This is a genomic window from Pelomonas sp. CA6 (assembly GCF_022549225.1).
Taxonomy (GTDB): Bacteria; Pseudomonadota; Gammaproteobacteria; order Burkholderiales; family Burkholderiaceae_C; genus Roseateles.
Window position 1 is genome coordinate 190653 of the sequence record NZ_JAKZFD010000004.1, and the last position, 21190, is coordinate 211842.

The 21190-nt window shown below is 70.7% G+C and carries 17 protein-coding genes; 5 read left to right on the forward strand and 12 right to left on the reverse strand.

The features are described from left to right. Nucleotides 1-2: 2 nt before the first annotated feature. Nucleotides 3-1478 (reverse strand): M20 family metallopeptidase, encoded by a 1476-nt coding sequence (locus tag LZ017_RS08900; RefSeq protein WP_241396260.1) that lies wholly within the window; start codon nucleotides 1476-1478, stop codon nucleotides 3-5. A 127-nt stretch (nucleotides 1479-1605) separates the two neighbouring features. Beyond that, the gene (locus LZ017_RS08905) at nucleotides 1606-2448 is read right to left on the reverse strand and encodes an alpha/beta hydrolase (RefSeq protein ID WP_241396261.1); all 843 of its coding nucleotides are present in this window, start codon (nucleotides 2446-2448) and stop codon (nucleotides 1606-1608) included. 53 nt (nucleotides 2449-2501) lie between these two features. On the opposite strand from LZ017_RS08905, the gene LZ017_RS08910 reads away from it, so the two are divergent. After that, nucleotides 2502-3458, forward strand: coding sequence for a succinylglutamate desuccinylase/aspartoacylase family protein (locus tag LZ017_RS08910; protein WP_241396262.1), 957 nt, complete (start codon nucleotides 2502-2504; stop codon nucleotides 3456-3458). 12 nt (nucleotides 3459-3470) lie between these two features. Here the strand turns inward: LZ017_RS08910 and metW are convergent, their stop codons facing one another. The 4 genes from metW to LZ017_RS08930 all read right to left on the reverse strand — a co-directional run bounded on the left by metW (nucleotide 3471) and on the right by LZ017_RS08930 (nucleotide 7987). Next, a complete protein-coding gene (gene metW / locus LZ017_RS08915; RefSeq protein WP_241396263.1) occupies nucleotides 3471-4055 on the reverse strand; it encodes a methionine biosynthesis protein MetW in 585 nt (194 codons plus the stop codon). Then, nucleotides 4052-5185 (reverse strand): homoserine O-acetyltransferase, encoded by a 1134-nt coding sequence (locus tag LZ017_RS08920; RefSeq protein WP_241396264.1) that lies wholly within the window; start codon nucleotides 5183-5185, stop codon nucleotides 4052-4054. The genes metW and LZ017_RS08920 overlap by 4 nt, the downstream gene beginning before the upstream one ends. Nucleotides 5186-5342: 157 nt before the next feature. Further along, nucleotides 5343-7214 carry a signal peptide peptidase SppA gene (gene sppA / locus LZ017_RS08925; protein WP_241396265.1) on the reverse strand — a complete coding sequence of 624 codons (1872 nt, stop codon included), beginning with the start codon at nucleotides 7212-7214 and terminating at the stop codon, nucleotides 5343-5345. 143 nt (nucleotides 7215-7357) lie between these two features. Next, nucleotides 7358-7987, reverse strand: a complete 630-nt coding sequence (locus LZ017_RS08930; protein ID WP_241396266.1) for a glutathione S-transferase family protein — start codon at nucleotides 7985-7987, stop codon at nucleotides 7358-7360. 271 nt (nucleotides 7988-8258) lie between these two features. Between LZ017_RS08930 and LZ017_RS08935 the strand changes: the two genes are divergently transcribed. Next, entirely contained in the window at nucleotides 8259-8891 is a 633-nt protein-coding gene (locus LZ017_RS08935) for a glutathione S-transferase family protein (protein ID WP_241396267.1), read from the forward strand. 30 nt (nucleotides 8892-8921) lie between these two features. On the opposite strand, the gene LZ017_RS08940 is transcribed toward LZ017_RS08935, so the two are convergent. Continuing rightward, a complete protein-coding gene (locus LZ017_RS08940) occupies nucleotides 8922-9410 on the reverse strand; it encodes a GNAT family N-acetyltransferase (RefSeq protein ID WP_241396268.1) in 489 nt (162 codons plus the stop codon). 144 nt (nucleotides 9411-9554) lie between these two features. On the opposite strand from LZ017_RS08940, the gene LZ017_RS08945 reads away from it, so the two are divergent. Continuing rightward, nucleotides 9555-10097: a GNAT family N-acetyltransferase gene (locus tag LZ017_RS08945; RefSeq protein ID WP_241396269.1), complete on the forward strand. Its 543-nt coding sequence runs from the start codon at nucleotides 9555-9557 to the stop codon at nucleotides 10095-10097. 52 nt (nucleotides 10098-10149) lie between these two features. On the opposite strand, the gene LZ017_RS08950 is transcribed toward LZ017_RS08945, so the two are convergent. Then, nucleotides 10150-12813: a polysaccharide deacetylase family protein gene (locus tag LZ017_RS08950; protein ID WP_241396270.1), complete on the reverse strand. Its 2664-nt coding sequence runs from the start codon at nucleotides 12811-12813 to the stop codon at nucleotides 10150-10152. A 202-nt stretch (nucleotides 12814-13015) separates the two neighbouring features. On the opposite strand from LZ017_RS08950, the gene purB reads away from it, so the two are divergent. Beyond that, nucleotides 13016-14383, forward strand: a complete 1368-nt coding sequence (purB, locus tag LZ017_RS08955) for an adenylosuccinate lyase (RefSeq protein ID WP_241396271.1) — start codon at nucleotides 13016-13018, stop codon at nucleotides 14381-14383. A gap of 137 nt (nucleotides 14384-14520) precedes the next feature. Here the strand turns inward: purB and LZ017_RS08960 are convergent, their stop codons facing one another. The 3 genes from LZ017_RS08960 to LZ017_RS08970 form a co-directional block, all read right to left on the reverse strand. Continuing rightward, nucleotides 14521-15063, reverse strand: a complete 543-nt coding sequence (locus tag LZ017_RS08960; protein ID WP_241396273.1) for a porin family protein — start codon at nucleotides 15061-15063, stop codon at nucleotides 14521-14523. 139 nt (nucleotides 15064-15202) lie between these two features. Then, a complete protein-coding gene (locus LZ017_RS08965) occupies nucleotides 15203-16549 on the reverse strand; it encodes an ATP-binding protein (RefSeq protein WP_241396275.1) in 1347 nt (448 codons plus the stop codon). A gap of 8 nt (nucleotides 16550-16557) precedes the next feature. Then, the gene (locus LZ017_RS08970) at nucleotides 16558-17259 is read right to left on the reverse strand and encodes a response regulator transcription factor (RefSeq protein ID WP_241396277.1); all 702 of its coding nucleotides are present in this window, start codon (nucleotides 17257-17259) and stop codon (nucleotides 16558-16560) included. Nucleotides 17260-17340: 81 nt separating this feature from the next. Between LZ017_RS08970 and LZ017_RS08975 the strand changes: the two genes are divergently transcribed. Continuing rightward, entirely contained in the window at nucleotides 17341-20238 is a 2898-nt protein-coding gene (locus tag LZ017_RS08975) for a DUF3857 domain-containing protein (protein WP_241396278.1), read from the forward strand. A 25-nt stretch (nucleotides 20239-20263) separates the two neighbouring features. Here LZ017_RS08975 and LZ017_RS08980 read toward each other — a convergent pair whose 3' ends face one another. Continuing rightward, the gene (locus tag LZ017_RS08980) at nucleotides 20264-21190 is read right to left on the reverse strand and encodes a GNAT family N-acetyltransferase (RefSeq protein WP_241396280.1); all 927 of its coding nucleotides are present in this window, start codon (nucleotides 21188-21190) and stop codon (nucleotides 20264-20266) included.

The following is a 21190-nucleotide window of genomic DNA, read 5'->3' on the forward strand; positions in this document are numbered from 1 at the left end:
GCTCAGGGGTGGGCGGCGATCACCTGCGCCACCGCGGCCGTCAGGCGCTTGCCATAGGGCACGTGCAGGAACTCGTTGGGACCATGGGCGTTGCTCTTGGGGCCCAGCACGCCGCAGACCATCATCTGCGCGGCCGGGAAGCCCTTCTGCAGCATGCTCATCAGCGGGATGGTGCCACCCTGGCCGATGTAGCCCACCGGCGCGCCAAAGTGCGCCTGGCTGGCCTCGTCCAGCACGCGGCTGAGCCAGGGCGCCAGGTCCGGCGTGTTCCAGCCCGTGGCGCCGAACGCGCCGGCACGGCCGTCGGGCACGAAGCTGACCTTGGCGTTGTAGGGCGCGTTGTCTTCCAGCAGGGCCTTCAGGCGCAGCGCGGCCTCGTTGCCATCCACCAGCGGCGGCAGGCGCAGCGAGAGCTTGAACGCGGTGTAGGGGCGCAGCACGTTGCCCGCATTCTTCAGCTCCGGGAAGCCGTCCACGCCGGTCACCGACAGCGTGGGCCGCCAGGTGCGGTTCAGCAGCACCTCGACCGGGTCGGTGGTGACCGGCAGCACCGGACCGCCATCGGCACCGCAGGCCCAGGGCAGGCGCTTGTACACCTCTTCCTTCAGGATGGCCGCGGTGGCCTGCGCCTGCTCCAGCCGCGCGCCGGGAATCTCGCAATGGAAGCTCTCGGGCAGCAGGCGGCCGGTCTTGGCGTCCTCCAGCCGGTCCAGCACCTGGCGCAGGATGCGGAAGGACGACGGCACGACGCCGGAGCCGTCGCCAGAGTGGATGCCCTCGGTCAGCACCTCCACCTTCAGCACGCCGGAGACCATGCCGCGCAGCGAGGTAGTCAGCCACAGGCGGTCGTAGTCGCCGGCGCCCGAGTCCAGGCAGACGACCAGCGACACGTTGCCCAGGCGCGGCTTCAGCGCCTCGATGTAGGCCGGCAGGTCATAGGAGCCGGATTCCTCGCAGGTTTCGATCAGGCCCACGCAGCGCGGGCGCGGCAAGCCCTGGCGGTCCAGCGCCATCAGCGCGGTCAGCGAGGCATAGATCGCATAGCCGTCGTCGGCGCCGCCGCGGCCATAGAGCTTGCCGTCCTCGTACTTGGGCGTCCACGGCCCCAGGTCGGCGCGCCAGCCGTTGAACTCGGGCTGCTTGTCCAGATGGCCGTAGAGCAGCACGGTGTCGCCGCTGTCCGCCTTGGTCGCGGGCAGCTCGAAGAAGATCACCGGCGTGCGCCCTTCCAGGCGGATCACTTCCAGCGTCAGGCCGGGCATCTTCTTGCTCTCGACCCAGTCGGCCGCGTCGCGCACCACGCGGTCGATGTAGCCATGGCTGGCCCAGTCGGCGTCGAACATCGGGCTCTTGGCGGGAATGGCGATGTAGTCGGTCAGCTTGGGGACGATCTCCTCGTCCCAGACCTTCCCGGCAAAAGCGCCCAGGGCGCCCGCTTCATCGGCTTGCAGCGGCAACGACGGGTCACGTGCGTTCATCGAAGCTCTCCTCATGAGAAAACGAAGGACCGCCCCGGGTGCTCTCGCCCCTTGCGGGGCGGTCCGGGCCGTGGTCCGGGCGTGAGGGGCGCATGCGCGGCCGGTTCAGCCGCGCGGAAAGACGATTTTAGAAGCGCGCGTCCAGCCATGCCCGCAGCCGGGTCAGCACCTGTTCGCGCTCCGGCTCGTTGAAGATCTCGTGGAACAAGGTTTCGAAGGCCTGGGCCTGCAGCTGCTGCGGCGGCAGCGCCTGCGCCAGCGTCGCGCTGCCGGCCGGGTTCACGCAGCGGTCCGCGCCGGCCCACATCAGCAGGGTGGGCACGGTCCAGCCGGGGGCGAGCCGCAGCACCTCTCGGCCCTCCTCGGCGATCATCGCCGCCAGCGTGGCGCTGATGCGGTTGTGCACCAGCGGGTCGTCGACATAGGCGCGCACCACGGCCGCGCTGCGCGAGATCCACTCCGGCTTCAACCCGTTGCCCACGGCCAGATGCGGCGCGACCTTGAGGCTGGTTGCCAGCAGGGCCTTCTGAAAGCCCGACAGCCCCGGATCCATGGCCGGCGAGCTGAGCACCAGCCCGTCCACCGGCCGCGACCAGCGCGCGCCTTCCAGCGCTCCGGCGACGAAGCGCGCCGCGACCAGCCCGCCCATGCTGTGGCCGAGCAGGATCAGCGGGCCGTCCGCCAGCGGTTCGGCGCGCAAGGTGTCCACAACCAGGGCCAGGTCTTCCAGCATCGCGTGGCGCTGCGGCAGGTCGCCGCGCGGCCCCCCCGAGGCCCCATGGCCGCGGTGGTCATAGCCCACCACCGGCCAGCCCCATTCGTTGAGCCGGCCCGCCAGCGCCTCGTAGCGCCCCACATGTTCGCCCAGCCCGTGCACCAGCAGCACGGTCCCGCGCGTGGCCGTGCCCGCCGGGGGGCTCCATTGCCGCCAGTGCAGCGGCAGTCCGTCTTCAGTCTTGAGGCTGCGCATGCGGCGCAGTGTAGGGGCTGCCCGCGCGCGTCCGGCTTGTCACAATCCCGGGCATGCACACACCGCCAGACCTGCTGCCCCCCGACCTGTCGCCCCACGCCGCCGGCAACACCGGCACGCCCTATGTCCACCTGCTGGACAGCGGCCGGCCCGGCCCCACGGTGATGCTGCAGGCGCTGATGCACGGCAACGAGCTGTGCGGCGCGATCGCGCTGGACCGGCTGCTGCGGGAGCAGGTGGGCGCGCAGCTGCGCCGCGGTCGGCTGATCCTGGCCTTTGCCAACATCGAGGCCTTCCTGCGCTTTGACGCCGCCCATCCCTTCGATTCGCGCTGCGTGGACGAGGACATGAACCGCGTCTGGGCCGACGCGGTGTTGCAGGGCCCGCGCGACTCGCTGGAGCTGCGCCGCGCGCGTGCGCTGCTGCCCTTCGTCGAACAGGCCGACGTGCTGCTGGACCTGCACTCCATGCAGGAGGACGGCGCCCCGGCGCTGGCGATCTGCGGCACCCAGGACAAGAGCGCGGCACTGGCGCGCGCGCTGGGCCAGCCGGCCACGCTGATGGTGGACACCGGCCACGCGGCCGGGCTGCGCCTGATCGACCGCCCGGGCTTCGCCGACCCGGCCAGCCCGCGCCAGGCCCTGCTGGTGGAATGTGGTGCGCACTGGGCGCGGGAATCGGCCGAGATGGCGTTCGACGTCTGCCTGCGCCTGCTCGCCCAGCAAGGCCTGGTGGACGCCGCGTGGGCGCAGGCCCGCCTGCCGCTGGCCGCGGCCACACAGCAGCGCCTGCTGCGGGTGACGTCGGCCTGGACCGCGCAGAGCGAGGACTTCCGCTTCCTGCGGGACGTCCATCACCTGGACTGCATCCCCCGCGCCGGCACGCCGCTGGCCGAGGACGGCGGGCGCCTCCGCGCGACCCCGTTCGACGACTGCGTGCTGGTCATGCCCACGCAGCGGCCGCTCAAGGCCGGGCAGACGGCGGTGAGGCTGGGGCGCTTCGATCCCTGAGCGCCCGGCCGCTCAGCCGCGGTCGAACTTGAAGACCGCCATGCTGGCCATCAGGTTGGGCAGGCGGCGCACCGCGCGGCCGGCCTGCACGCCAAAGCTGTCCAGCACGCGCAGCCCGCACTTGCGTGCCAGCACCTCGAAGTCGGCATGGGTGCCGACACGGATGTTGGGCGTGTCATACCACTGGTAGGGCAGCACGCGGGTCACCGGCATGCGGCCGGTGAGCACCTGCAGCCGGTTGGGCCAGTGCGCGAAGTTGGGGAAGCTGACGATGCCGACCCGCCCCACGCGCGCGGTCTCGCGCAGCATGGCCTCGGTGTTGCGCAGGTGCTGCAGGGTCTCTAGCTGCAGCACGACGTCGAAGCTCTGGTCTTCGAAGATCGCCAGCCCCTCCTCCAGGTTCAGCTGGATCACGTTGACGCCGCGCTGCGCGCAGGCGAGCACGTTGGCATCGTCCAGCTCCACGCCATAGCCGGTGCAGCCCCGTTGCGTCTGCAGGTGGTGCAGCAGCTCGCCGCTGCCGCAGCCCAGGTCCAGCACGCGCGAGCCCGGGGGCACCAGCGCGGCGATCATCTCCATCACGGCACGGTCGCTCATTGCCCAAACTCCTTGGCCACACGCTCGAAGTAGGCGCGCAGCACGCCGTGGTAGCGCGGGTCCTCCAGCAGGAAGGCGTCGTGCCCGTGCGGCGCGTCAATCTCCGCGTAGGACACGTCGCGCTTGTTGTCCAGCAGCGCCTTGACGATCTCGCGCGAGCGCGCCGGCGAGAAACGCCAGTCGGTCGTGAAGCTGGCGACGAGGTAGTTGCAGCGGCTGCTGGCGAAGGTGCGGCTCAGGTCGCCGCCGAACTCGCGGGCCGGGTCGAAGTAGTCCAGCGCGCGCGTGATCAGCAGATAGGTGTTGGCGTCGAAGTACTCGCTGAACTTGTCGCCCTGGTGGCGCAGATAGCTTTCGATCTGGAACTCGATGTCCTGCGTCGAATAACCCAGTTCGGCGGCGCGCATCTGGCGGCCGAACTTCTGCTCCATCACGTCGTCGGACAGGTAGGTGATGTGGCCGATCATGCGCGCCACGCGCAGGCCGCGCTTGGGCAGCACGCCATGCTCGTAGAAGAAGCCGCCGTGGAAGTCGGGGTCGGTGATGATGGCGCGCCGCGCCACCTCGTTGAAGGCGATGTTCTGCGCCGACAGATTGGGCGCGGTGGCGATCGCGATGCAGTGGCGCAGCCGCTCCGGATAGCGCAAGGACCAGTCCAGCGCCTGCATGCCGCCCAGCGAACCGCCCAGCACCGCGGCCAGCTGCGAGATGCCCAGGCGTTCCAGCACGCGCGCCTGTGCGTCCACCCAGTCGTGCACCGTCACCACGGGGAAGTCGGCGCCGTAGACGCGGCCCGTGGCCGGGTTGTCATGCATGGGGCCGGTGGAGCCGAAGCAGGAGCCGAGGTTGTTGATGCCGATCACGAAGAAGCGGTCGGTGTCCAGCGGCTTGCCCGGTCCGATCAGGTTGTCCCACCAGCCCTCGCTGCGCGCCTGCCCGGCATAGGTGCCCGCCACGTGGTGGCTGGCGTTGAGCGCATGGCAGACCAGCACCGCGTTGGATTTGTCGGCATTGAGCTGACCGTAGGTTTCCACCATCAGCCAGTAGTCGCCGATGCTTGCCCCGCTGCGCAGCCGCAGCGGCTCGCTGAACGCCATGCGCTGTGGCGTCACGTCTCCGACCGAGCCCATTCTTGACACTCCAAAAGCAAAAACGCCCGGCGTCGCATCAGAAGCGGACACCGGGCGATGCTGGATCGGGCGTCCCTCTTTAGCTGGATTTCTTGAGCGCCCGCAAGCCGGAACAAATCGGCGCTGTGGGGCGCATTGTAGCGCCCCACGGGGGTCCTCAGGGCATGCCGCAGAGGCAGTGCGCCAGCGCGGGCACGCGGCCCTTGGCGCCGGTCTGGGCCTGCTCGACCAGCCAGCTCATGTCGCCCTGAACGGCCTGGACCGACTGCGGCAGCACGGGCACGCCGGACTGGCGCAGCGCATCGCGCACCATGGCCTGCACGGACGGCGCCAGCGCGTCGCCAAAGCTGTCGGCCACCTGCTCCCACTTGCTGCGCTCGGTCTCGACATAGCGGACCTGGGGCTTGTCGCCCAGCTTGGCGCGCTGCGCGGCGGACGCGACCGCGTCCTCCAACCGGCCCAGCTTGTCCACCAGCCCGCGCTCCAGCGCCTGCTGGCCGGACCACACGCGGCCCTGGCCGACCTGATCCACCTCCTCGACGGTCTTCTTGCGCGCCTGCGCGACGCGCGCGGTGAACTCGCCGTAGGTGTGGTTGATCGCACCCTGGATCACCGCTTCCAGCCGCGGGTCCAGCGCGCGGCGCGGGTCCAGCCCGCCGGCCAGCCAGGTGGTGGTGTAGCCGCCGGTGCGCAGCGACAGCTTGTCCATCAGCTTCTCGGCGGTGGGCAGCACGCCGACCACGCCGATGGAGCCGGTGACGGTGGAGGCGTCGGCGAAGATCTCGTCGGACGCGGTGGAGATCCAGTAGCCGCCCGAGGCCGCCACGCCGCCCATGGAGACGACGACCGGCTTGCCCGCGCTGCGCGCCAGCTCCAGCTCGCGCCGCACCAGCTCGGACGCGAAGGCGCTGCCGCCGGGCGAGTTCACACGCAGCACCAGGGCCTTGATCTTGTCGTCCTCACGCGCCTGGCGGATCAGCTTGGCGGTGGACTCGCCACCGATCTTGCCGGGCGCGGCCTCGCCGTCGACGATCTCGCCTTCGGCCACGATCACGCCCACGGCCCCTTCGGAGGATGGCAGCTTGGGCGGGATGCGCGCCAGATAGGCGCCGAGGCGGATCTGACGCAGCTGCTTGTCGTCGAGCGCGCCCTTCTTCTCCAGCAGCTCCTTGAGCTGGTCGCGGGTCTTCAGGCCGTCGATCAGCTTCTCGTTCAGTGCCAGCTTGCCGGTGTTGCCGTTGACGGCGGCCAGGCGCTGGGGCAGCTCGTCGATCGCCTGCTTCAGCGCACCGGGCTGCAGCTTGCGGGCCTTCTCGATGCCCTGCTGGAAGCGGCCCCACAGGTCATCCCACAGATAGGCCTCCGCCTCCAGCGAGGCCTTGGACGGGCCATTGGCCATGTAGGGTTCGGCGAAATTCTTGTAGGTGCCGACCTTGAGCACGTGGGCGGTGACGCCCACGCGGTCCAGCGCATCCTTGTAGTAGGTGCGATAGCGGCCGAAGCCCTCGATCAGCACCGCGCCCATGGGGTGCAGATAGACCTGGTCGGCCTGCGCGGCGAGATAGTAGCTGCGCTGGTCGTAGTTGCTTGCGAAGGCGACGACGGGCTTGCCACCGCTGTCCTTCTTGAAGCGCTGCAGCGCCGCCTCCATCTCGCGCAAGGTCGCGGGGCTGGCGCTGCCCATGCGGTCCAGGTCCAGCACCAGCTGGGCCAGCTTGTCGTCCTTGGCCGCGCTGTCCAGCACGGCAAGCAGATCACGCAGCCGGGTCTGGTGGCGCGCGTCGCCGCGCAGCTGCGCCAGGGCCTGGTCGCGCGGCGAGCCGGAGAACTGCTCGACGATGTCGCCCTGCAGGTCCAGCACCAGCGTGGTCTTGTCCTTCAACGGCTTGGGACCGCGCGTCGCCAGTCCCCACACGATGGCGACGATCAGGGCCAGCAACAGCAGGTTCAGCAGCGCACGGCGGGTGCCGTCCAGCAGCCACCAGAATTTCTTCAACACCCACCAGATCGGTGAGAACAGGCTCTTCACGGACACTTCATTCCCCCTCAGTGACTCGAAGAGCGCCGATTGTGCAGCAGCAGGGCCGCGCCGACGAAAGCCAGGCGACCCACTCTTGGGGGTAGGAAAACACGCAGAGCGGGCGCGGCCCCGCCCTCCGGGTTCGGCCTAGGTCAAACCTTGGGCGGCTGGGTATCCTGGAAGCTGGGCCGGGTCATGAGCTTGTCGTAGTGGCGCGCCAGGTTGGGATGGGCCTCGCGCCAGGCGATGGCCGGGAAGCGGAAGTCCAGGTAACCCAGTGCGCAGCCCAGCGCCACGTCGGCCAGCGTGAAGTGGTTGCCGGAGCACCAGGGCTTCTCGCCCAGCCCATGGGCCATGGCCTTCAGCGCGGCCTGCAGCTTGTCGGTCTGGCGCTGGATCCATGCCTGGCTACGCTCCAGTTCGCTGCGGCCGGACCAGGTCTGCTCCAGGCGCGCGGCCAGCGCCGCGTCCAACAGGCCGTCGGCCAGCGCCTCCCAGGTGCGCACCTCACAACGCTCGCGGCCGCGCTCGGGGATCAGCTTGCCCACCGGGCTGAGCGTGTCCACGTACTCGACGATCACGCGCGAATCGAACACTGCGCCGGTGATCGAGTCCTGTCCCTCCATCACCAGGCAGGGCACCTTGCCCAGCGGGTTGACCTTGAGGATGGCATCGCTGGCCCAGACGTCCTCCAGCTCGAACTGGTAGTCGAGCTTCTTCTCCGCCATCACGATGCGGACTTTGCGGACATAAGGGCTGGTGAGGGAACCGATCAGTTTCATGGGATCTGTAGGGCGAAGCCCGCAGGCCTCTCAGGGAAACGCAGCGCCGCACCGGGTTCTCTTGCCGAGAAGGCTGTGTGCCGACGGGAACCGTCGCTGGTGACAACTTGAAAATCATTCTAGCCAAGCGTCTGCCGCCCGCCTGTCAGGGCGCCACCACGCCCTTGCGGGGGTGCTTGTCGGCAGCTCGGGGCTGCGCCACACTCTTGCCGCCCCAGCGCCGCAAAGGACATCCGACCCCGGAGTGCCGCAGCCGCCTAGACTCATGGCCATGAGCGACTACCTCCTGCTGGGCACCCGCGGTTCCGGTTCGGCGATCGCCGAGCTGGGTCTGGCGCGCTGCGGCCAGCCCTATCGCGTCGTGCAGGCCTCGTCCTGGGAAGACCAGTCAGACCGCGAGCTGCTGCGCCAGCTCAATCCGCTGATGCAGATCCCCACGCTGCGCACCCCCGAGGGTCAGGTCTTGACCGAAAGCGCGGCCATCCTGATGCATCTCGGTCTGCGCCACCCGGACAGCGGGTTGCTGGGCGACACGTCGGCGCAGCGCGACCAGATCCTGCGCGGGCTGGTCTACATCGCGGCGAACTGCTACAGCGCGATCAGCGTCAGCGATTTCCCCGAACGCTGGACCACGCAGACCGACACGGCCTCGCTGGAGGCACTGCGCCAAGGCACGCGTGCCCGGCTGCACCACCACTGGGCGCTGTTCGCCGACCAGTTCCCCGCGCAGCCCTTCCTGAGCGGCGCGCGCGCCGGCGCGCTGGACTTCATGGCGGTGATCGTGTCGCGCTGGTCCGGCACCCGCCCCTTTCTGAAGGAGCAGCGCCCGGATTTCCATGCGCTGCTGGGCCGCATCGAGGCCCTGCCCGAGGTGGCCGAGCTGCTGGGCCGCCACTGGCCCTGAGCACGCGCGAACAGGGTCGGGCGACGCGCCTCAGGCCGCGGCGCGCACCTGCGGTAGCAGCCGACAGTGGGTGTAGCGGGCGTCGCCCTCCACCGCCGCGAAGCCGCAGCGCGACCAGAAGGTGGCCGATTCCGCGCTCTCGCAGTTGACGTGCAGGCGGTCGAAATGCCCTTGCGCGCTGGCCAGCACCGCGCCGACCAGGCGCCGCGCCAGCCCCCGGCCGCGCCATTGCGGATGCACATAGAAGCGGCGCATGCGCGCGGTGCCGCGCCGTCCCGGCGCCGGCTCCTGGTTGAGGCCGCCGACGGCCACCACCTGGCCCTGCGCGTCCATCCAGGCCCACAGCGATTCGCCGGGGCGGTCGTAGCGATTGGCGGCGCTGCGCCACTCGTCCAGCAGACGCCGGACCATGCGCCGGCCCTCGGCCTCGGCCGCCGCGAGCAGCGGCGCCCAGGCCAGCGTGTCGATCTGGTGCACCCGGATCAGGCGCGGGGCGACGCCATCGGAAACCAAGGCCATGCAGGCTGAAGCTCGTGCGGGAAAAAGCGTGCATTAAGCAGCAAGCCCGCACCGGCGGCATCGGGGAAAGCCCATGGGCGCCGCGCATAACATCGGCACGCCGCCGCACCGGGCGGCGCCCTTGCGCCAGGAGCTCGCCCCACCATGATTTTGCCCACCGTCACGCTGAGACATGTCCGCGAGGACGACATGCCACAGCTGATCCGCGCCGTCACCGACCCGGCCTGGCGCGGCGCCTATTCGCCCACGCGCATGACCAGTCCGCAGCAGCTGTGGGCGCGCTTTCGCGACAACGGCTTCGCGAGCGAGGACGCGGAGCGCCTGCTGGTCTGCGACGAGCAAGGCCGCGTTGTCGGCGACGTGATGCACTTCAGCGCCCATCGCTATTCCAGCGCGCGCGAGCTGGGCTGGTCGGTCCACGACCCGGCCGACCGCGGCCGCGGCTATGGCACGGCCGGTGCGCGGGCCCTGGTGGACTATCTGTTCCGCGCGCTGCCGGTCCACCGGCTCTGCTGCAGCCTGGCACCGGACAACCTGGCCTCGGCGCGCGTCGCGCAGAACGCCGGCTTTCTGTACGAGGGCCGGCTGCGAGGCGTCATCTTCATCGACGGCCGCCATGTCGACGGCGATCTGTACGGCATGACGCGCGACGACTGGGCGCGGGCGCGGGCGCACGCGCCGGGTTGAGCCAAGCCGCGCGGGCCGGCATCGACCCGCGCGCCCCCCCCCGCCACGCGCCTCAGGCGGGCAGCTTGGGCCGGTTGGCCGCGTCCGGCTGGGCCAGCCAGGCGCGCAGCGCGGCGCTGCGCGGATGCTGGGGCGCCAGTTCCACGAAGCGCGCATAGGCCTGCAGCGCGGCCTTGTCGTCGCCGGCCTGCAGCTGGGCATCGCCCAGGTTCAGCCATGCCAGCGCGCGGCTGCCGTCCATCTCCAGCGCCTTTTGGTACCAGCGCGCCGCTTCCACCGGCTTGCCACGCTTGAAGTAGATGAAGCCCAGGTTGTTGGCGGCCAGCGCGAAGCGCGGCTGCAGCTTGAGCGCCTCGGTGAACGCGGCCTCGGCCTCGTCGTAGCGCCGCTCCTTGTACAGCTGCAGGCCGCGGTCGTTGGCACGCTGGGCGGCCACGCGCGCGCCCGGGTCCACCTTGACCAGTGACGGCGCAATCGCGACCTCCTTGCCGTCCAGGCCCTGCAGCCGCACCTGCGGGTTGCGGCCCTGGGCCGGCTGCAGGCTCGCGCTACCGACCTCGTCCAGGCGCTTGGCCAGCGCACTCGCCTGGGCGTCGAGCTGGCCGCTGTCACCGCTGAGCGCCTGCTCCTGCGCCGCGCCCAGCTCAAAGACGAACTCGCCACCCTCCGAGCCCGGCAGACTGCCGAAGGCGGGCGTCTGGTGCGCCACCGCGGCGACGGCCGGCGCGACATAGGCAGCCAGCTCGGTGGCGGTGATCAGCCCGTCGCCGTTCAAGTCGGCCTTGCCGGTCAGCGCCTGCAGCACGGTCCAGGTGAAGACCGAGTGGCCGCCGGGGCCGTCGTCGGCCACCTGCTGGTCGGCGCCGCCCGCGGTCATCATCTGCCGCCCCAGGCGGCGGCCGTTGTCGCGGATGAAGTTGGCGCTGGCCCCACCGGCGCGGGTCAGCCCCAGGCCGGAATAGCAGGCGTCGATCATGAACAGCGCATGCTTGGCCGGCAGCGCCTCGCCCAGCTCCTGCAGCTGCGGCATCGCGACCGCGTCGGTCTGCAGATCGTCCAGCCCGGCGTCCACCGGAATCACATAGCCCACCTCGCGCCCGCTGGGCAGCTTGCGCGTGCTGCCATGGCCGGCGAAGAAGACGAAGACGCGGTCGTCCCGCTTCAGCCCCTGGCCGGCGAGCCGGTTGAGCGCGCGCAGGATGTTGGCGCGCGTGGCCTCGCCGTCCAGCAGCAGCTTGACGTTCTCGGGCGCGAAGCCGAAGCGGGTCTGCAGCAGCGTCTGCATCGCGCGCGCGTCGCGCGCCGCATGCTGCAGGCGCGGCCAGCGCTGGTACTGGTCGATGCCGATGATCAGCGCATGGCTTTCGCGGTACAGCGCGGCGCCAGCCGCCAGGCCCTCATTGCCGCTGGCCAGGGGCTTGCGCTCGGCGCTGACGAACTGGCCGTCCTTCCAGCTCGCGAAGCTGTAGCCCTCGGCCACCAGCTGGTCCAGCACCAGCGGCAGCGCCTGCACGGTGCGCGCATGGATGTCGTGGAAGAGGATGATGCCGCGCTGCTGCTTCTGCACCTCGGCCAGCACGCGCGCGGCGATGGACTTGGGAATGGGGTCGGACCAGTCCAGCGAGTCGATGTTCCACATCATCGAGCGCAGCTGCAGCGACTCGATGGTGTCCAGCGCGGCGTCGTTGCGCGCGCCATAGGGGAAGCGGAACAGGGCCTGGCCGCTGCGCCCGGCCTTGTCCAGCAGGGCCTCGGTGTGCAGGGCTTCCTCGCGCACCTGCTCGGGCGCGAACTTGGACATCAGGCTGTGCGTGAAGCTGTGGTTGGCGAGCTGGTGGCCGGCGGCCAGCACCCGCTTGGCCACCGCGCTGCCGGGCCCGGGGCGGACCGTGCCATCGGCGGCCACGCTGCCCAGGTTCTGCCCCAGCTGGAAAAAGATGGCCGGCGCCTGGTAGCGGCGCAGGATGTCCAGGATCTCGTCGGTGTAGCGGCCATGCGGGCCGTCGTCGAAGCTCAGCAGCACCGTCTTGGGCGGCAGCTGGCGGCCGAAGAGCTCGCGCTCCGCGGACTCGGCCTTGGGGCGCGCCTGCACCGAGGGCAGGATGGTGGCGTAGTCCTTCAGGATCTGCTCGCGGCGGTACAGCGTCTTGAGCTTGGCGACATAGTCGCTCCACTTCTCGCGCTGCAAGGTGATGCCGCGCTGCGCGAAGCGGCCGAAGGTGTCGCGCAGGTCCTTCTCGTAGGACTGTTCGACCTCGGACAGAACGGCCAGGTCCTCCTGCGCGCGCTTGGCCAGCTTGAGCCCGGCGATGCTCTGGCTGGCGGAGAAATGCTGGTGCAGCTGCACCAGCAGCTCCTTGAAGGCCAGGCGGTCGGCGTCGAACCAGCCGGGCTCGGCCTCGATGCGCTCCAGCAGCGCCTCCGGCGCGTCCAGCGGGGTCGCCGCCGCGGTGGCCTCGGCCATCAGCGCGCGGCTGCTTTTTTGCAGGTCATGGAACAACATCAGCCCCACGCCCTGCACCGCCTCGCGCTCGGCGGGCTTGAGTGCCGCCTCGCCGTCCATCAGCACGATCATCTGCCGGTGCAGCGCCAGCACGGTGTCGGCCTGGCCGGCCAGGCGCTGCGCGCCCGACGCCGCGGCGGAGCCCGGTGCTGACGCGGCCGGCGCGGCCTGCGCGAGCGCGCCGCCCTCCTGGCGCTGGCAAGCCGCCAGCACGACGACCGCCAACAGCGCGAGGCACAGGCGGCCCCTGGGGAAACAACGAGCCAAAGACAACGGACCCTCCCTGGATAGTCGGCCTCGCCGGCATTGTCCCCGCTGCGGCGGGCTGGCCGGTCGCCATTCGCGCAGCCGGAGCGGGCTCGCTAAAATCCCCGGGTTTGCCCTGCTCTGGCCGGCTTCGTCGCCGGTGCCCGCCATGAACCTCTCCGCCCTCACCGCCCTGTCCCCGCTGGATGGCCGCTATGCCTCGCGCATGGGCAGCCTGCGCCCGCTGCTGTCCGAGTTCGGCCTGATGCACCGCCGCGTGCAGGTCGAGATCGAGTGGTTCATCGCGCTGTCGGACGCCGGCTTTCCCGAGTTCAAGCCGCTGTCGGCCGCCGCGCGCGAGCGGCTGCGCGGCCTGGTCACCCAGTTCGGCGAGGCCGACGCCCAGGCCATCAAGGACATCGAGAAGACCACCAACCACGACGTCAAGGCGGTCGAGTACTGGATCAAGAAGCAATTCGCCGGCCATGCCGAGCTGGAGGCCGCCGGCGAGTTCGTGCACTTCGCCTGCACCAGCGAGGACATCAACAACACCAGCCACGGCCTGATGCTCAAGGCCGCGCGCGAGCAGGTGCTGCTGCCGGCGCTGGACCGCGTCATCGCCAAACTCACCGAGATGGCGCACGGCCTGGCCGGCGCGTCCATGCTGAGCCGCACCCATGGCCAGACCGCCAGCCCCACCACCGTGGGCAAGGAGATCGCCAACGTCGTCGCCCGGCTGCAGCGCGCGCGTGCCGTGATCGCCGAGGTGAAGCTGCTGGCCAAGATGAACGGGGCCGTGGGCAACTACAACGCCCACCTGAGCGCTTATCCCGAACACGACTGGGAAGCCTTCAGCCGCCGCGTGATCGAGGAGCAGCTGGGGCTCAGCTTCAACCCCTACACCATCCAGATCGAGCCGCACGACTACATGGCCGAGCTGTTCGACGCGGTCACCCGCGCCAACACCATCCTGGTCGACTGGTCGCGCGACGTCTGGGGCTACATCAGCCTGGGTTACTTCAAGCAGCGCACCAAGGCGGGCGAGATCGGCTCCTCGACCATGCCGCACAAGGTCAACCCGATCGACTTCGAGAACGCCGAGGGCAACTTCGGCCTGGCCAGCGCGCTGCTCACGCACCTGAGTCAGAAGCTGCCCATCAGCCGCTGGCAGCGTGACCTGACCGACTCCACGGTGCTGCGCAACATGGGCGTCGCGCTGGGCTATGCGCTGCTGGGCCTGGACTCGCTCGCCAAGGGCCTGGACAAGCTGGAACTCAACGAGGCGCGCCTGGCCGAAGACCTGGACGCCGCGTGGGAAGTGCTGGCCGAGCCCATCCAGACCGTGATGCGCCGCTACGCGCTGCCCAACCCCTATGAGCGCCTGAAGGAGCTGACGCGCGGCAAGGCGATCACGCGCGAATCCATCCAGGATTTCATCCGCGGCCTGGAGCTGCCCGAAGACGAGAAGCAGCGCCTGCTGGCGCTGACGCCGGCCGGCTACACCGGCCGCGCCGAGGCACTCGCGCAGCGCATCTGACGCCACGCGCCCGACCATGAAAAACGGCACCGCGAGGTGCCGTTTCTCGTTGGGGCGCCGCCCACAAAAAAAGGCAGCGCCTCGGCGCTGCCAACCGTTGCGCCTTGGGGAAAGGCGCGCGGAGGGAGATCGGTCGATCAGAACTGGTAGCTCAGGCCCACGCCCAGGCGGTCCACGCTCTTGCCCAGGCCGTAGGACGTCGGCAGGTTGTTGTAGCGCGTCAGCTCGGTCCGCAGGGCCAGGTTTTGCGTCAGCGCGTAGTCCACGCCCACACCCAGCTTCAGGCCATTGGCGCTGGCATCGCCGGCACCGGTGAAATCACGCTCGTAGTGTGCCACGCCGACACGGCCGTACAAGCCGAAGTCCTTTCCCAGCGGCGCGCGGGCGATGCCGTCCAGCGAATAGGTCTTGGTCTTGGCTTCGATGGCCGAGCCCTGGACCTTGCCCAGGTCGGTATAGGCGGCTTCCACGGCCCAGTTCGAGTTGAAGCGGTAGCCGCCGAACACGCCGTAGCTGTCGCTGTTGCGCTTCAACGCGCCGCCGTCCACGGACTGGCGCGCCTTGGCCAGATCGCCACCGATGTAGAAGCCCTGGTCGGCGGCCATCGCGGCGCCCGATCCGAGGCTCAGGGCAGCGATGGCGGTAGCGGCCCACAGCTTGGTCTTGTTGGTCTTGGTCATGATGAACTCCTTTCGCGTTGCTTCGCTGCGCCGAACGTCGATGTCGGCATGGGTTCATTGTGGGAAGACCGGCCCTGAAAGTCTGTGGGCGGACTGCGTGGCTTTTGTGACCGTCGATGACAGCGACTGCGCCCGCGCTTTACGCTTCTTGACCCGCGGCGGCGGCGGGCGCCTCCAGCGGCCAGTGCAGCAGCAGGCGCGCGCCGCCCAACTCGGGGGCCTGCTGCAGGCTGGCTTCGCCGCCGTGGGCGCGCGCGACATGGCGCACGATGGCCAGCCCCAGCCCGAAGCCGCGGCCGCGCGCGCGGCCGCCCAGCTCCAGGCGCTTGAACGGCGTGAAGGCGGCCTCGCGCCAGCGCTCCGGCACGCCGTCGCCGTCGTCATCGATCGCGAGGAAGAGCTGGCGCTCGGCGGTCCAGGCATAGAGGCGGATGCGCGAGCGCGCATGGCGGGCCGCGTTGCGCAGCCCATTGCGCAGCGCATAGGGCAGCAGGGTCTCGTCGTAGGGCAGCTCGGGCGGCAGCTTGAGGTCGGTGCTCAGCGCCTTGCCGGACAGCAGCGGCGTCATCGACGCGGCCTCCTGGGCCAGCAGCGCGGCCAGGTTGCCCGCCTTGAGCTTGGGCTGCAGCGCGCCCACGTCCAGGCGCGCCACCGTGAGGCTGGCATCGATCAGCTGCTCCAGCTCGGCGATGTCTTTTTCGCAGGCCTGCACGGCGCGCTCGCGCGCGTCGCGGTCCTCTTCCTCGACCAGCGCGTCCACCGCGAAGCGCAGCCGCGCCAGCGGCGTGCGCAGCTCGTGCGAGACCGCGCCGGTGAGTTCGCGCTGCGTGGCCAGCGCGGCGGCGAGCCGCTCCAGCATCGCGCGGCTGGCCGCCACGACGGGCGCGAACAGCCGGCTCTGCAGCGGCGGCAGCTCGGTCTCCAGCCGCCCCGCGCCCAGGCGTTCGGCGGCGCGCTGCAGCGCGCGCAGGTCATGCCACAGCGGACGCAGCTGCCACCAGGCCAGCGCGGCGACGGCCAGCGCCAGCACCAGCGCGGCACCCAATTGGGCCGCCAGTTCGCGCGGCAGCTCGCCGCCGCGCTTGGCGCTCAGCGGCCCCAGCAGCAGCAGCTGTTCGGGCTCGCCGGGCAGCGCGGCGTAAATGCGCCGGTTGATGCCGGTGACCACCATGCCGCCGCGGTCCAGCAGCTCGCGCTCGCGCAGGCTGAGTCCCGCCTCGGTGGCCGGCACCAGGCGTATCGGATAGTCGAAGGCCTGGTCCAGCTCGCGCACGCGCTCGCGCCGCGCGCTGGCGTCCAGCGGCGCGAGGTCGCGCGCCAGCATGTCCACGGTGCCGCGCATGAAGTGCCGCACGTAGTCGGTGGTGACCTCGGCGGCGGCGATCAACACCAGCGCCTCGATCAGCAGCGTCAGCGCCAGCACCGCCAGGCCCAGGCCCAGCGCCATGCGCACCAGCGACGCGCGCAGCGTCAGCACCTTGGTCATGGTCGGCCTCAATCCGGCGCGAGCAGATAGCCCTGGCCGCGCACGGTCTTGATGCGGGTCGGCGACTGGGCGTCGTCGCCGATCTTGCGGCGCAGCCGGGAGATGCGCGCGTCGATCGCGCGGTCCAGCCCGTCGAACTCCAGCCCGCGCAGACCCTGCATGATCTCGTCGCGGCTGACCACCTGGCCGGCGCGCTGTACCAGGAACAGCAGCAGCTCGTACTCCGCGGTGGTCAGCGCCACCGGCTCGCCATCGACGCGCAGCTCGCGCGATTGCGGCAACAGGGTCAGGTGACCGAATTGCAGCGCCTCCGCCGGCGCACCCGCGGGCGCCAGCGGCTCGCGCCGCAGCAGCGCCTTCACACGCGCCAGCAGCACGCGCGGCGCCACCGGTTTGGTGATGTAGTCGTCGGCCCCGCCCTCCAGGCCCAACACCTGGTCGATGTCATCGTCGCGCGCGGTGAGCATCACGATGCGGCCGGCGAAATCGCGCCGCGTGTCGCGCAGCACGTCGAACCCGTCCTTGCCGGGCAGGTGGCCGTCCAGCAGCACGAGGTCATAGGCCTGCTGGCGCATCAGCGTCTCGCCGTCCAGCCCGTCGCCGCAGATGCGGACCTCGTAGCCGGCCCGGCGCAGGGCCTCGGCGATCAGCTCGGCGAGTCGTTCGTCGTCTTCGATCAGCAGGATGCGGGCAAGCTGGGGGGCGTTCATGTCGCAAGCATAGGACAAGGCCGGACCGGGCCCGACGGACCGCCCGGGATAATCCGTGTACGAACAATCGGGGAGGAACCCATGCACCAGCCCACAGGGACCGCCGCGCGTCAGCGCGTGCGGGCCAGCCTCGTGCTGCTCGCGGCGAGCTGCGCGGCCGCGTTGACGATGGCCACCACCGCGCTCGCGGCCACGGCCACCCAGGCAACCCAGTCCGCCGCGGTCCCGAAGGCCGCGGCCCGGGCGACCTCCGCGGCGCCCAGTGCCGCGGCGCCGGGCTTCCAGGTCGCCGCGGCGCCCGGCTGGGTGCGCCCCCAGGAGGTCGACCCCGCGCTGCCGGTCCCGGCCGGCGCGGTCCAGGTGCTGCTGCTGGATCGCCAGACCCGCGTCGATCCCGCGGGCAGCCAGCGCTACCGGCGCAACGTGCGCCGCATCAGCGAGGCGGCCGGGCTGCAGCGCGGCGGTCAGATCGAGATTGAGTTCGACCCCGCCTACCAGACGCTGACCCTGCACCACCTCGATCTGTGGCGCGACGGCAAGCGCATCAACCGCCTGGACCGCCGCCAGGTCAAGCTGCTGCACCGCGAACCGCAGCTGGAGCGACAGATCATCGACGGCCGGATGACCGCGTCCATCGTGCTAGAAGACCTGCGCGTGGGCGACCGGCTGGACTGGGCCTACACCCTGAGCGGCGACAACCCGGTGTTCGAGGGCCGCTTCGTCGACCAGGAATGGATGAGCAGCAGCCTGGGGCCGGTGGGGCTGGCGCGGCTGCGCCTGCTCGCGCCCAGCGAGCGCAAGCTGCACCACCGCACCCGGCAAGCCGACACCGAGGTCAGCGAACGCGTCGACGGCCGTTGGCGCGAGACCGTGTTCCAGCGCCGCGGCGCCGCGCAGTTCAATTTCGACCCGCTGCTGCCCATGGCGGAGACCTTCCGCGACCAGATCTCCATCAGCGAGTTCGCCAGCTGGGCCGAGGTCGCTGCCTGGGCCGATCAGCTCTTCGCGCGTGCCGCCAAGGGCACGGAGGCCCTGGACCCGGTGGCGCGCGACATCGAACAGCAGGCCAGCTCGCCGGAAGACCGGCTGCGCCGGGCGCTGGACTTCGTGCAGCAGGACATCCGCTACTTCGGCACCGAGATCGGCATCAACTCGCACCAGCCGGCCTCGGTCGACACCGTGCTGCGGCAGCGCTTCGGCGATTGCAAGGACAAGACGGCGCTGCTCGTGAACCTGCTCGCACGGCTGGGCATCCCCGCGCAGCCGGTGCTGGTGTCCACCCATCTGCGCGAGGCGGTCGCGGACCAGCTGCCCAGCCCGCTGGCCTTCAACCACGCGATCGCGCGCGTGCAGGGACCGGTCCCTGGGCAGGTGCTGTGGCTGGACGCCACGCGGGCCAGCCAGCGCGGCGCGCCGGAGGGCCGGCAGTCACTGGCCCTGGGCCACGGCCTGGTCGCGGTGAAGACCGAAACCTCTCCCACCGCGATGCCCAGCGGAGAGGATGTGCTGCGCAGCGAAACCCGTGACCTGCTGCGCTTCCCGCGCCTGGCGGAGGCCGGCGAGCTGGAAGCGGTCAGCACCTATCACGGCGAGAGCGCCGAATGGCTGCGCGACGCGCGCAGCGCGCTGCCGCCCGAGGACTGGCAGAAGATCGTCACCGGCGAGGTCTGGCGCGCCTACCCGGGCATGGTCGCCGACGGCACGCCGCAGGTCGAGGAGGTGCCGGAGCGCAACGCGCTGCGCATCACCCAGCGCTACAAGCTACCGCAGTTCTGGCGCCTGCAGGACATGCGCTTGCTGGCCGGCGACTACGCCCTGTACGCGCTGATGAGCCCGCTGCGCCTGCAGGACCAGACGCCGCGCAGCCAGGCCATGCGGCTGAGCGCGCGCGGCCGCCATGCGCAGACCCTGCGCTTCGAGTTCGGCGAGGAGACCTTCAGCCAGCCCAGCAGCAGCCGCTTCGACGACAGCAATCCCTTCTACGAGCTGAACCTCGCCTACACCGGCGAGCCGCGCATGCAGCAGATCGAAGGCGAGCTGCGGCTGCGCGCCGAGCAGGTCGAGGCCGGGCAGTGGAACGCCTACCGCGAGCAACTGCTCAAGACCTGGCCCCGGCTGGGCAACACGATGCGCCTTGTCCCGATGGCGCCCGCCGAGCTGGCCGCGCTGCGCAAGGCGATGGAGGAGCAGACCGAGCAGATGCGCCGCGGCAGCGTCAAGGCGCTCACCCGCGACCAGGTGAATGCGCGGCTGGACCTGCTCGTCGCCCAGCACAGCCTGAAGGCAGGCCGGCTGCCGCCCAAGGTGCGCGCCCAGGTATTGACCCAGGCCGCCATCCAGCTGGACCACCTCGGCGAGGCTCAGCAGGCCCTGGCACTGCTGCAGCAGGCACTGGCGCTGAACGCCGAGGACCCCGACCTGCACGGCGCGCTGGCCGTCAACGCGCTGCTGCGCGGCCAGGATGGCGAATCCGTGACCCACGCCGAGCGCGCGCTGCAGCTCGCGCCGGGCAACACCTCGGTGCGCTACACCCGCGCCTGGGCGCGCTACTTTGCCGGCCAGTACGCGCAGTCGCGCGACGAACTGCGCGAGCTGCTGCGCTCGCGCAGCGAGGTCGAGCGCGGCTATGGCGGCATCTGGCTTTACCTCAGCGCGCGCCAGCTGGGCGAGGACGGCAAGGAGGCGGTGCGCGCCTTCCAGCCCAGCGCCAGCAAGCCGGCCTGGCCGGCGCCGGTGCTGCGCCTGATGCAGGGCGAGCTGGACCTGGAGGCGGCGCTCAAGCTGGCGCGCGAAGACAAGGTCAAGGCCCTGGGACAGGAGTGCGAGCTCTACTTCTACGCCGGGCAGAAGGCCCTGCTGGACAAGGACCTCGCGTTGGCGCGCCGCTACCTGCAAAAGGCGGTGGACACCGGCGTGGTCGAGTTCAACGAGCACGCGATGGCGCGCCGCACGCTGGAGCGGCTCGACGCCGCGCGCTGAGCCCTCACCCGCGGCGGGGCGGGGATCAGCCCTCGTCCTGCCAGGCCAGCGAGGCGATGCGCCAGCCGGCGTCGGTGCGCAGCAGCTGCGCCGTCTTGGTGCCGCCGCCGTGGCGCGGCTGGCCGTCGCGGCGGCCAGACCAGATGTAGCGCATCCAGGCCTGGGCCACGCGGCCCTGGCGGTCCAGGCGCAGCTCGGTCATGGTTTCATGGAAGCCGGTCAGCGCGCCGCCCGGCATCAGCAGCGCCGCGCGCGGCAGCAGGAACTGCGCCACGCCCATGCTCTGCACGCCCTGGGCATCGGCGCGATGGATGCGCGCATCGGCGCTGAACAGGCGCGGCAGCATGGCCAGCGGCGCAATCCCCTCTCGGTTGTCGAAGGCCGACCAGAAGCGCGCCAGCAGCGTGCGGATGGCCGTGTCGTCGTCGACCGGCGGCAAGACCTGGCCCCATTCGTAGACGCGCGACAGCCCTTCGTGGGCCGCGGTCTGCTGCACGCCGCGGTCCTCGAAGCCGAGATCCAGCAGCAGCCGGCCCGAGGCCTCGTTGTCGACCGCGGTGGTGGCGAGCAGGAAGTCCAGCGCCAGCACGCGCCGGGCATAGTCCAGGCAGGCCCGGGCGGCCTCGCGCGCATAGCCCTGGCCGCGATGGCGACCCAGGAATCCGTAGCCCAGGTCGGGATGGTCCAGCCCCTCGCGGTGGATGATGCCGCACAGCCCCAGCGGCTCGCCGTCGCTGCGCCGCTCCACCAGCCAGAAGCCATGGCCCTGGCTCCAGTAGCGCGGCAGCAGCCGCTCCTGGATCCACTCGCGCGCCTGGACCCGCTCGCGCACCTGCAGGTCGTAGATGTGGGTGATCCAGTCCGGATCGTTGAGCAGTTCCAGCGCGAAGGCGGCGTCCCGTTCGGGATCGAACCAGCGCAGGCGCAAGCGGGAAGTCTCCAGGATGTCCAT

What these genes read in the sequence shown, in the direction of transcription:
- LZ017_RS08900 (WP_241396260.1), bottom strand. Translation starts at nt 1,478, where the DNA reads ATGAACGCACGTGACCCGTCGTTGCCGCTGCAAGCCGATGAAGCGGGC.
- LZ017_RS08905 (WP_241396261.1), bottom strand. Translation starts at nt 2,448, where the DNA reads ATGCGCAGCCTCAAGACTGAAGACGGACTGCCGCTGCACTGGCGGCAA.
- LZ017_RS08910 (WP_241396262.1), top strand. Translation starts at nt 2,502, where the DNA reads ATGCACACACCGCCAGACCTGCTGCCCCCCGACCTGTCGCCCCACGCC.
- metW (WP_241396263.1), bottom strand. Translation starts at nt 4,055, where the DNA reads ATGAGCGACCGTGCCGTGATGGAGATGATCGCCGCGCTGGTGCCCCCG.
- LZ017_RS08920 (WP_241396264.1), bottom strand. Translation starts at nt 5,185, where the DNA reads ATGGGCTCGGTCGGAGACGTGACGCCACAGCGCATGGCGTTCAGCGAG.
- LZ017_RS08930 (WP_241396266.1), bottom strand. Translation starts at nt 7,987, where the DNA reads ATGAAACTGATCGGTTCCCTCACCAGCCCTTATGTCCGCAAAGTCCGC.
- LZ017_RS08935 (WP_241396267.1), top strand. Translation starts at nt 8,259, where the DNA reads ATGAGCGACTACCTCCTGCTGGGCACCCGCGGTTCCGGTTCGGCGATC.
- LZ017_RS08940 (WP_241396268.1), bottom strand. Translation starts at nt 9,410, where the DNA reads ATGGCCTTGGTTTCCGATGGCGTCGCCCCGCGCCTGATCCGGGTGCAC.
- LZ017_RS08945 (WP_241396269.1), top strand. Translation starts at nt 9,555, where the DNA reads ATGATTTTGCCCACCGTCACGCTGAGACATGTCCGCGAGGACGACATG.
- purB (WP_241396271.1), top strand. Translation starts at nt 13,016, where the DNA reads ATGAACCTCTCCGCCCTCACCGCCCTGTCCCCGCTGGATGGCCGCTAT.
- LZ017_RS08960 (WP_241396273.1), bottom strand. Translation starts at nt 15,063, where the DNA reads ATGACCAAGACCAACAAGACCAAGCTGTGGGCCGCTACCGCCATCGCT.
- LZ017_RS08965 (WP_241396275.1), bottom strand. Translation starts at nt 16,549, where the DNA reads ATGACCAAGGTGCTGACGCTGCGCGCGTCGCTGGTGCGCATGGCGCTG.
- LZ017_RS08970 (WP_241396277.1), bottom strand. Translation starts at nt 17,259, where the DNA reads ATGAACGCCCCCCAGCTTGCCCGCATCCTGCTGATCGAAGACGACGAA.
- LZ017_RS08975 (WP_241396278.1), top strand. Translation starts at nt 17,341, where the DNA reads ATGCACCAGCCCACAGGGACCGCCGCGCGTCAGCGCGTGCGGGCCAGC.
- LZ017_RS08980 (WP_241396280.1), bottom strand. Translation starts at nt 21,190, where the DNA reads ATGGACATCCTGGAGACTTCCCGCTTGCGCCTGCGCTGGTTCGATCCC.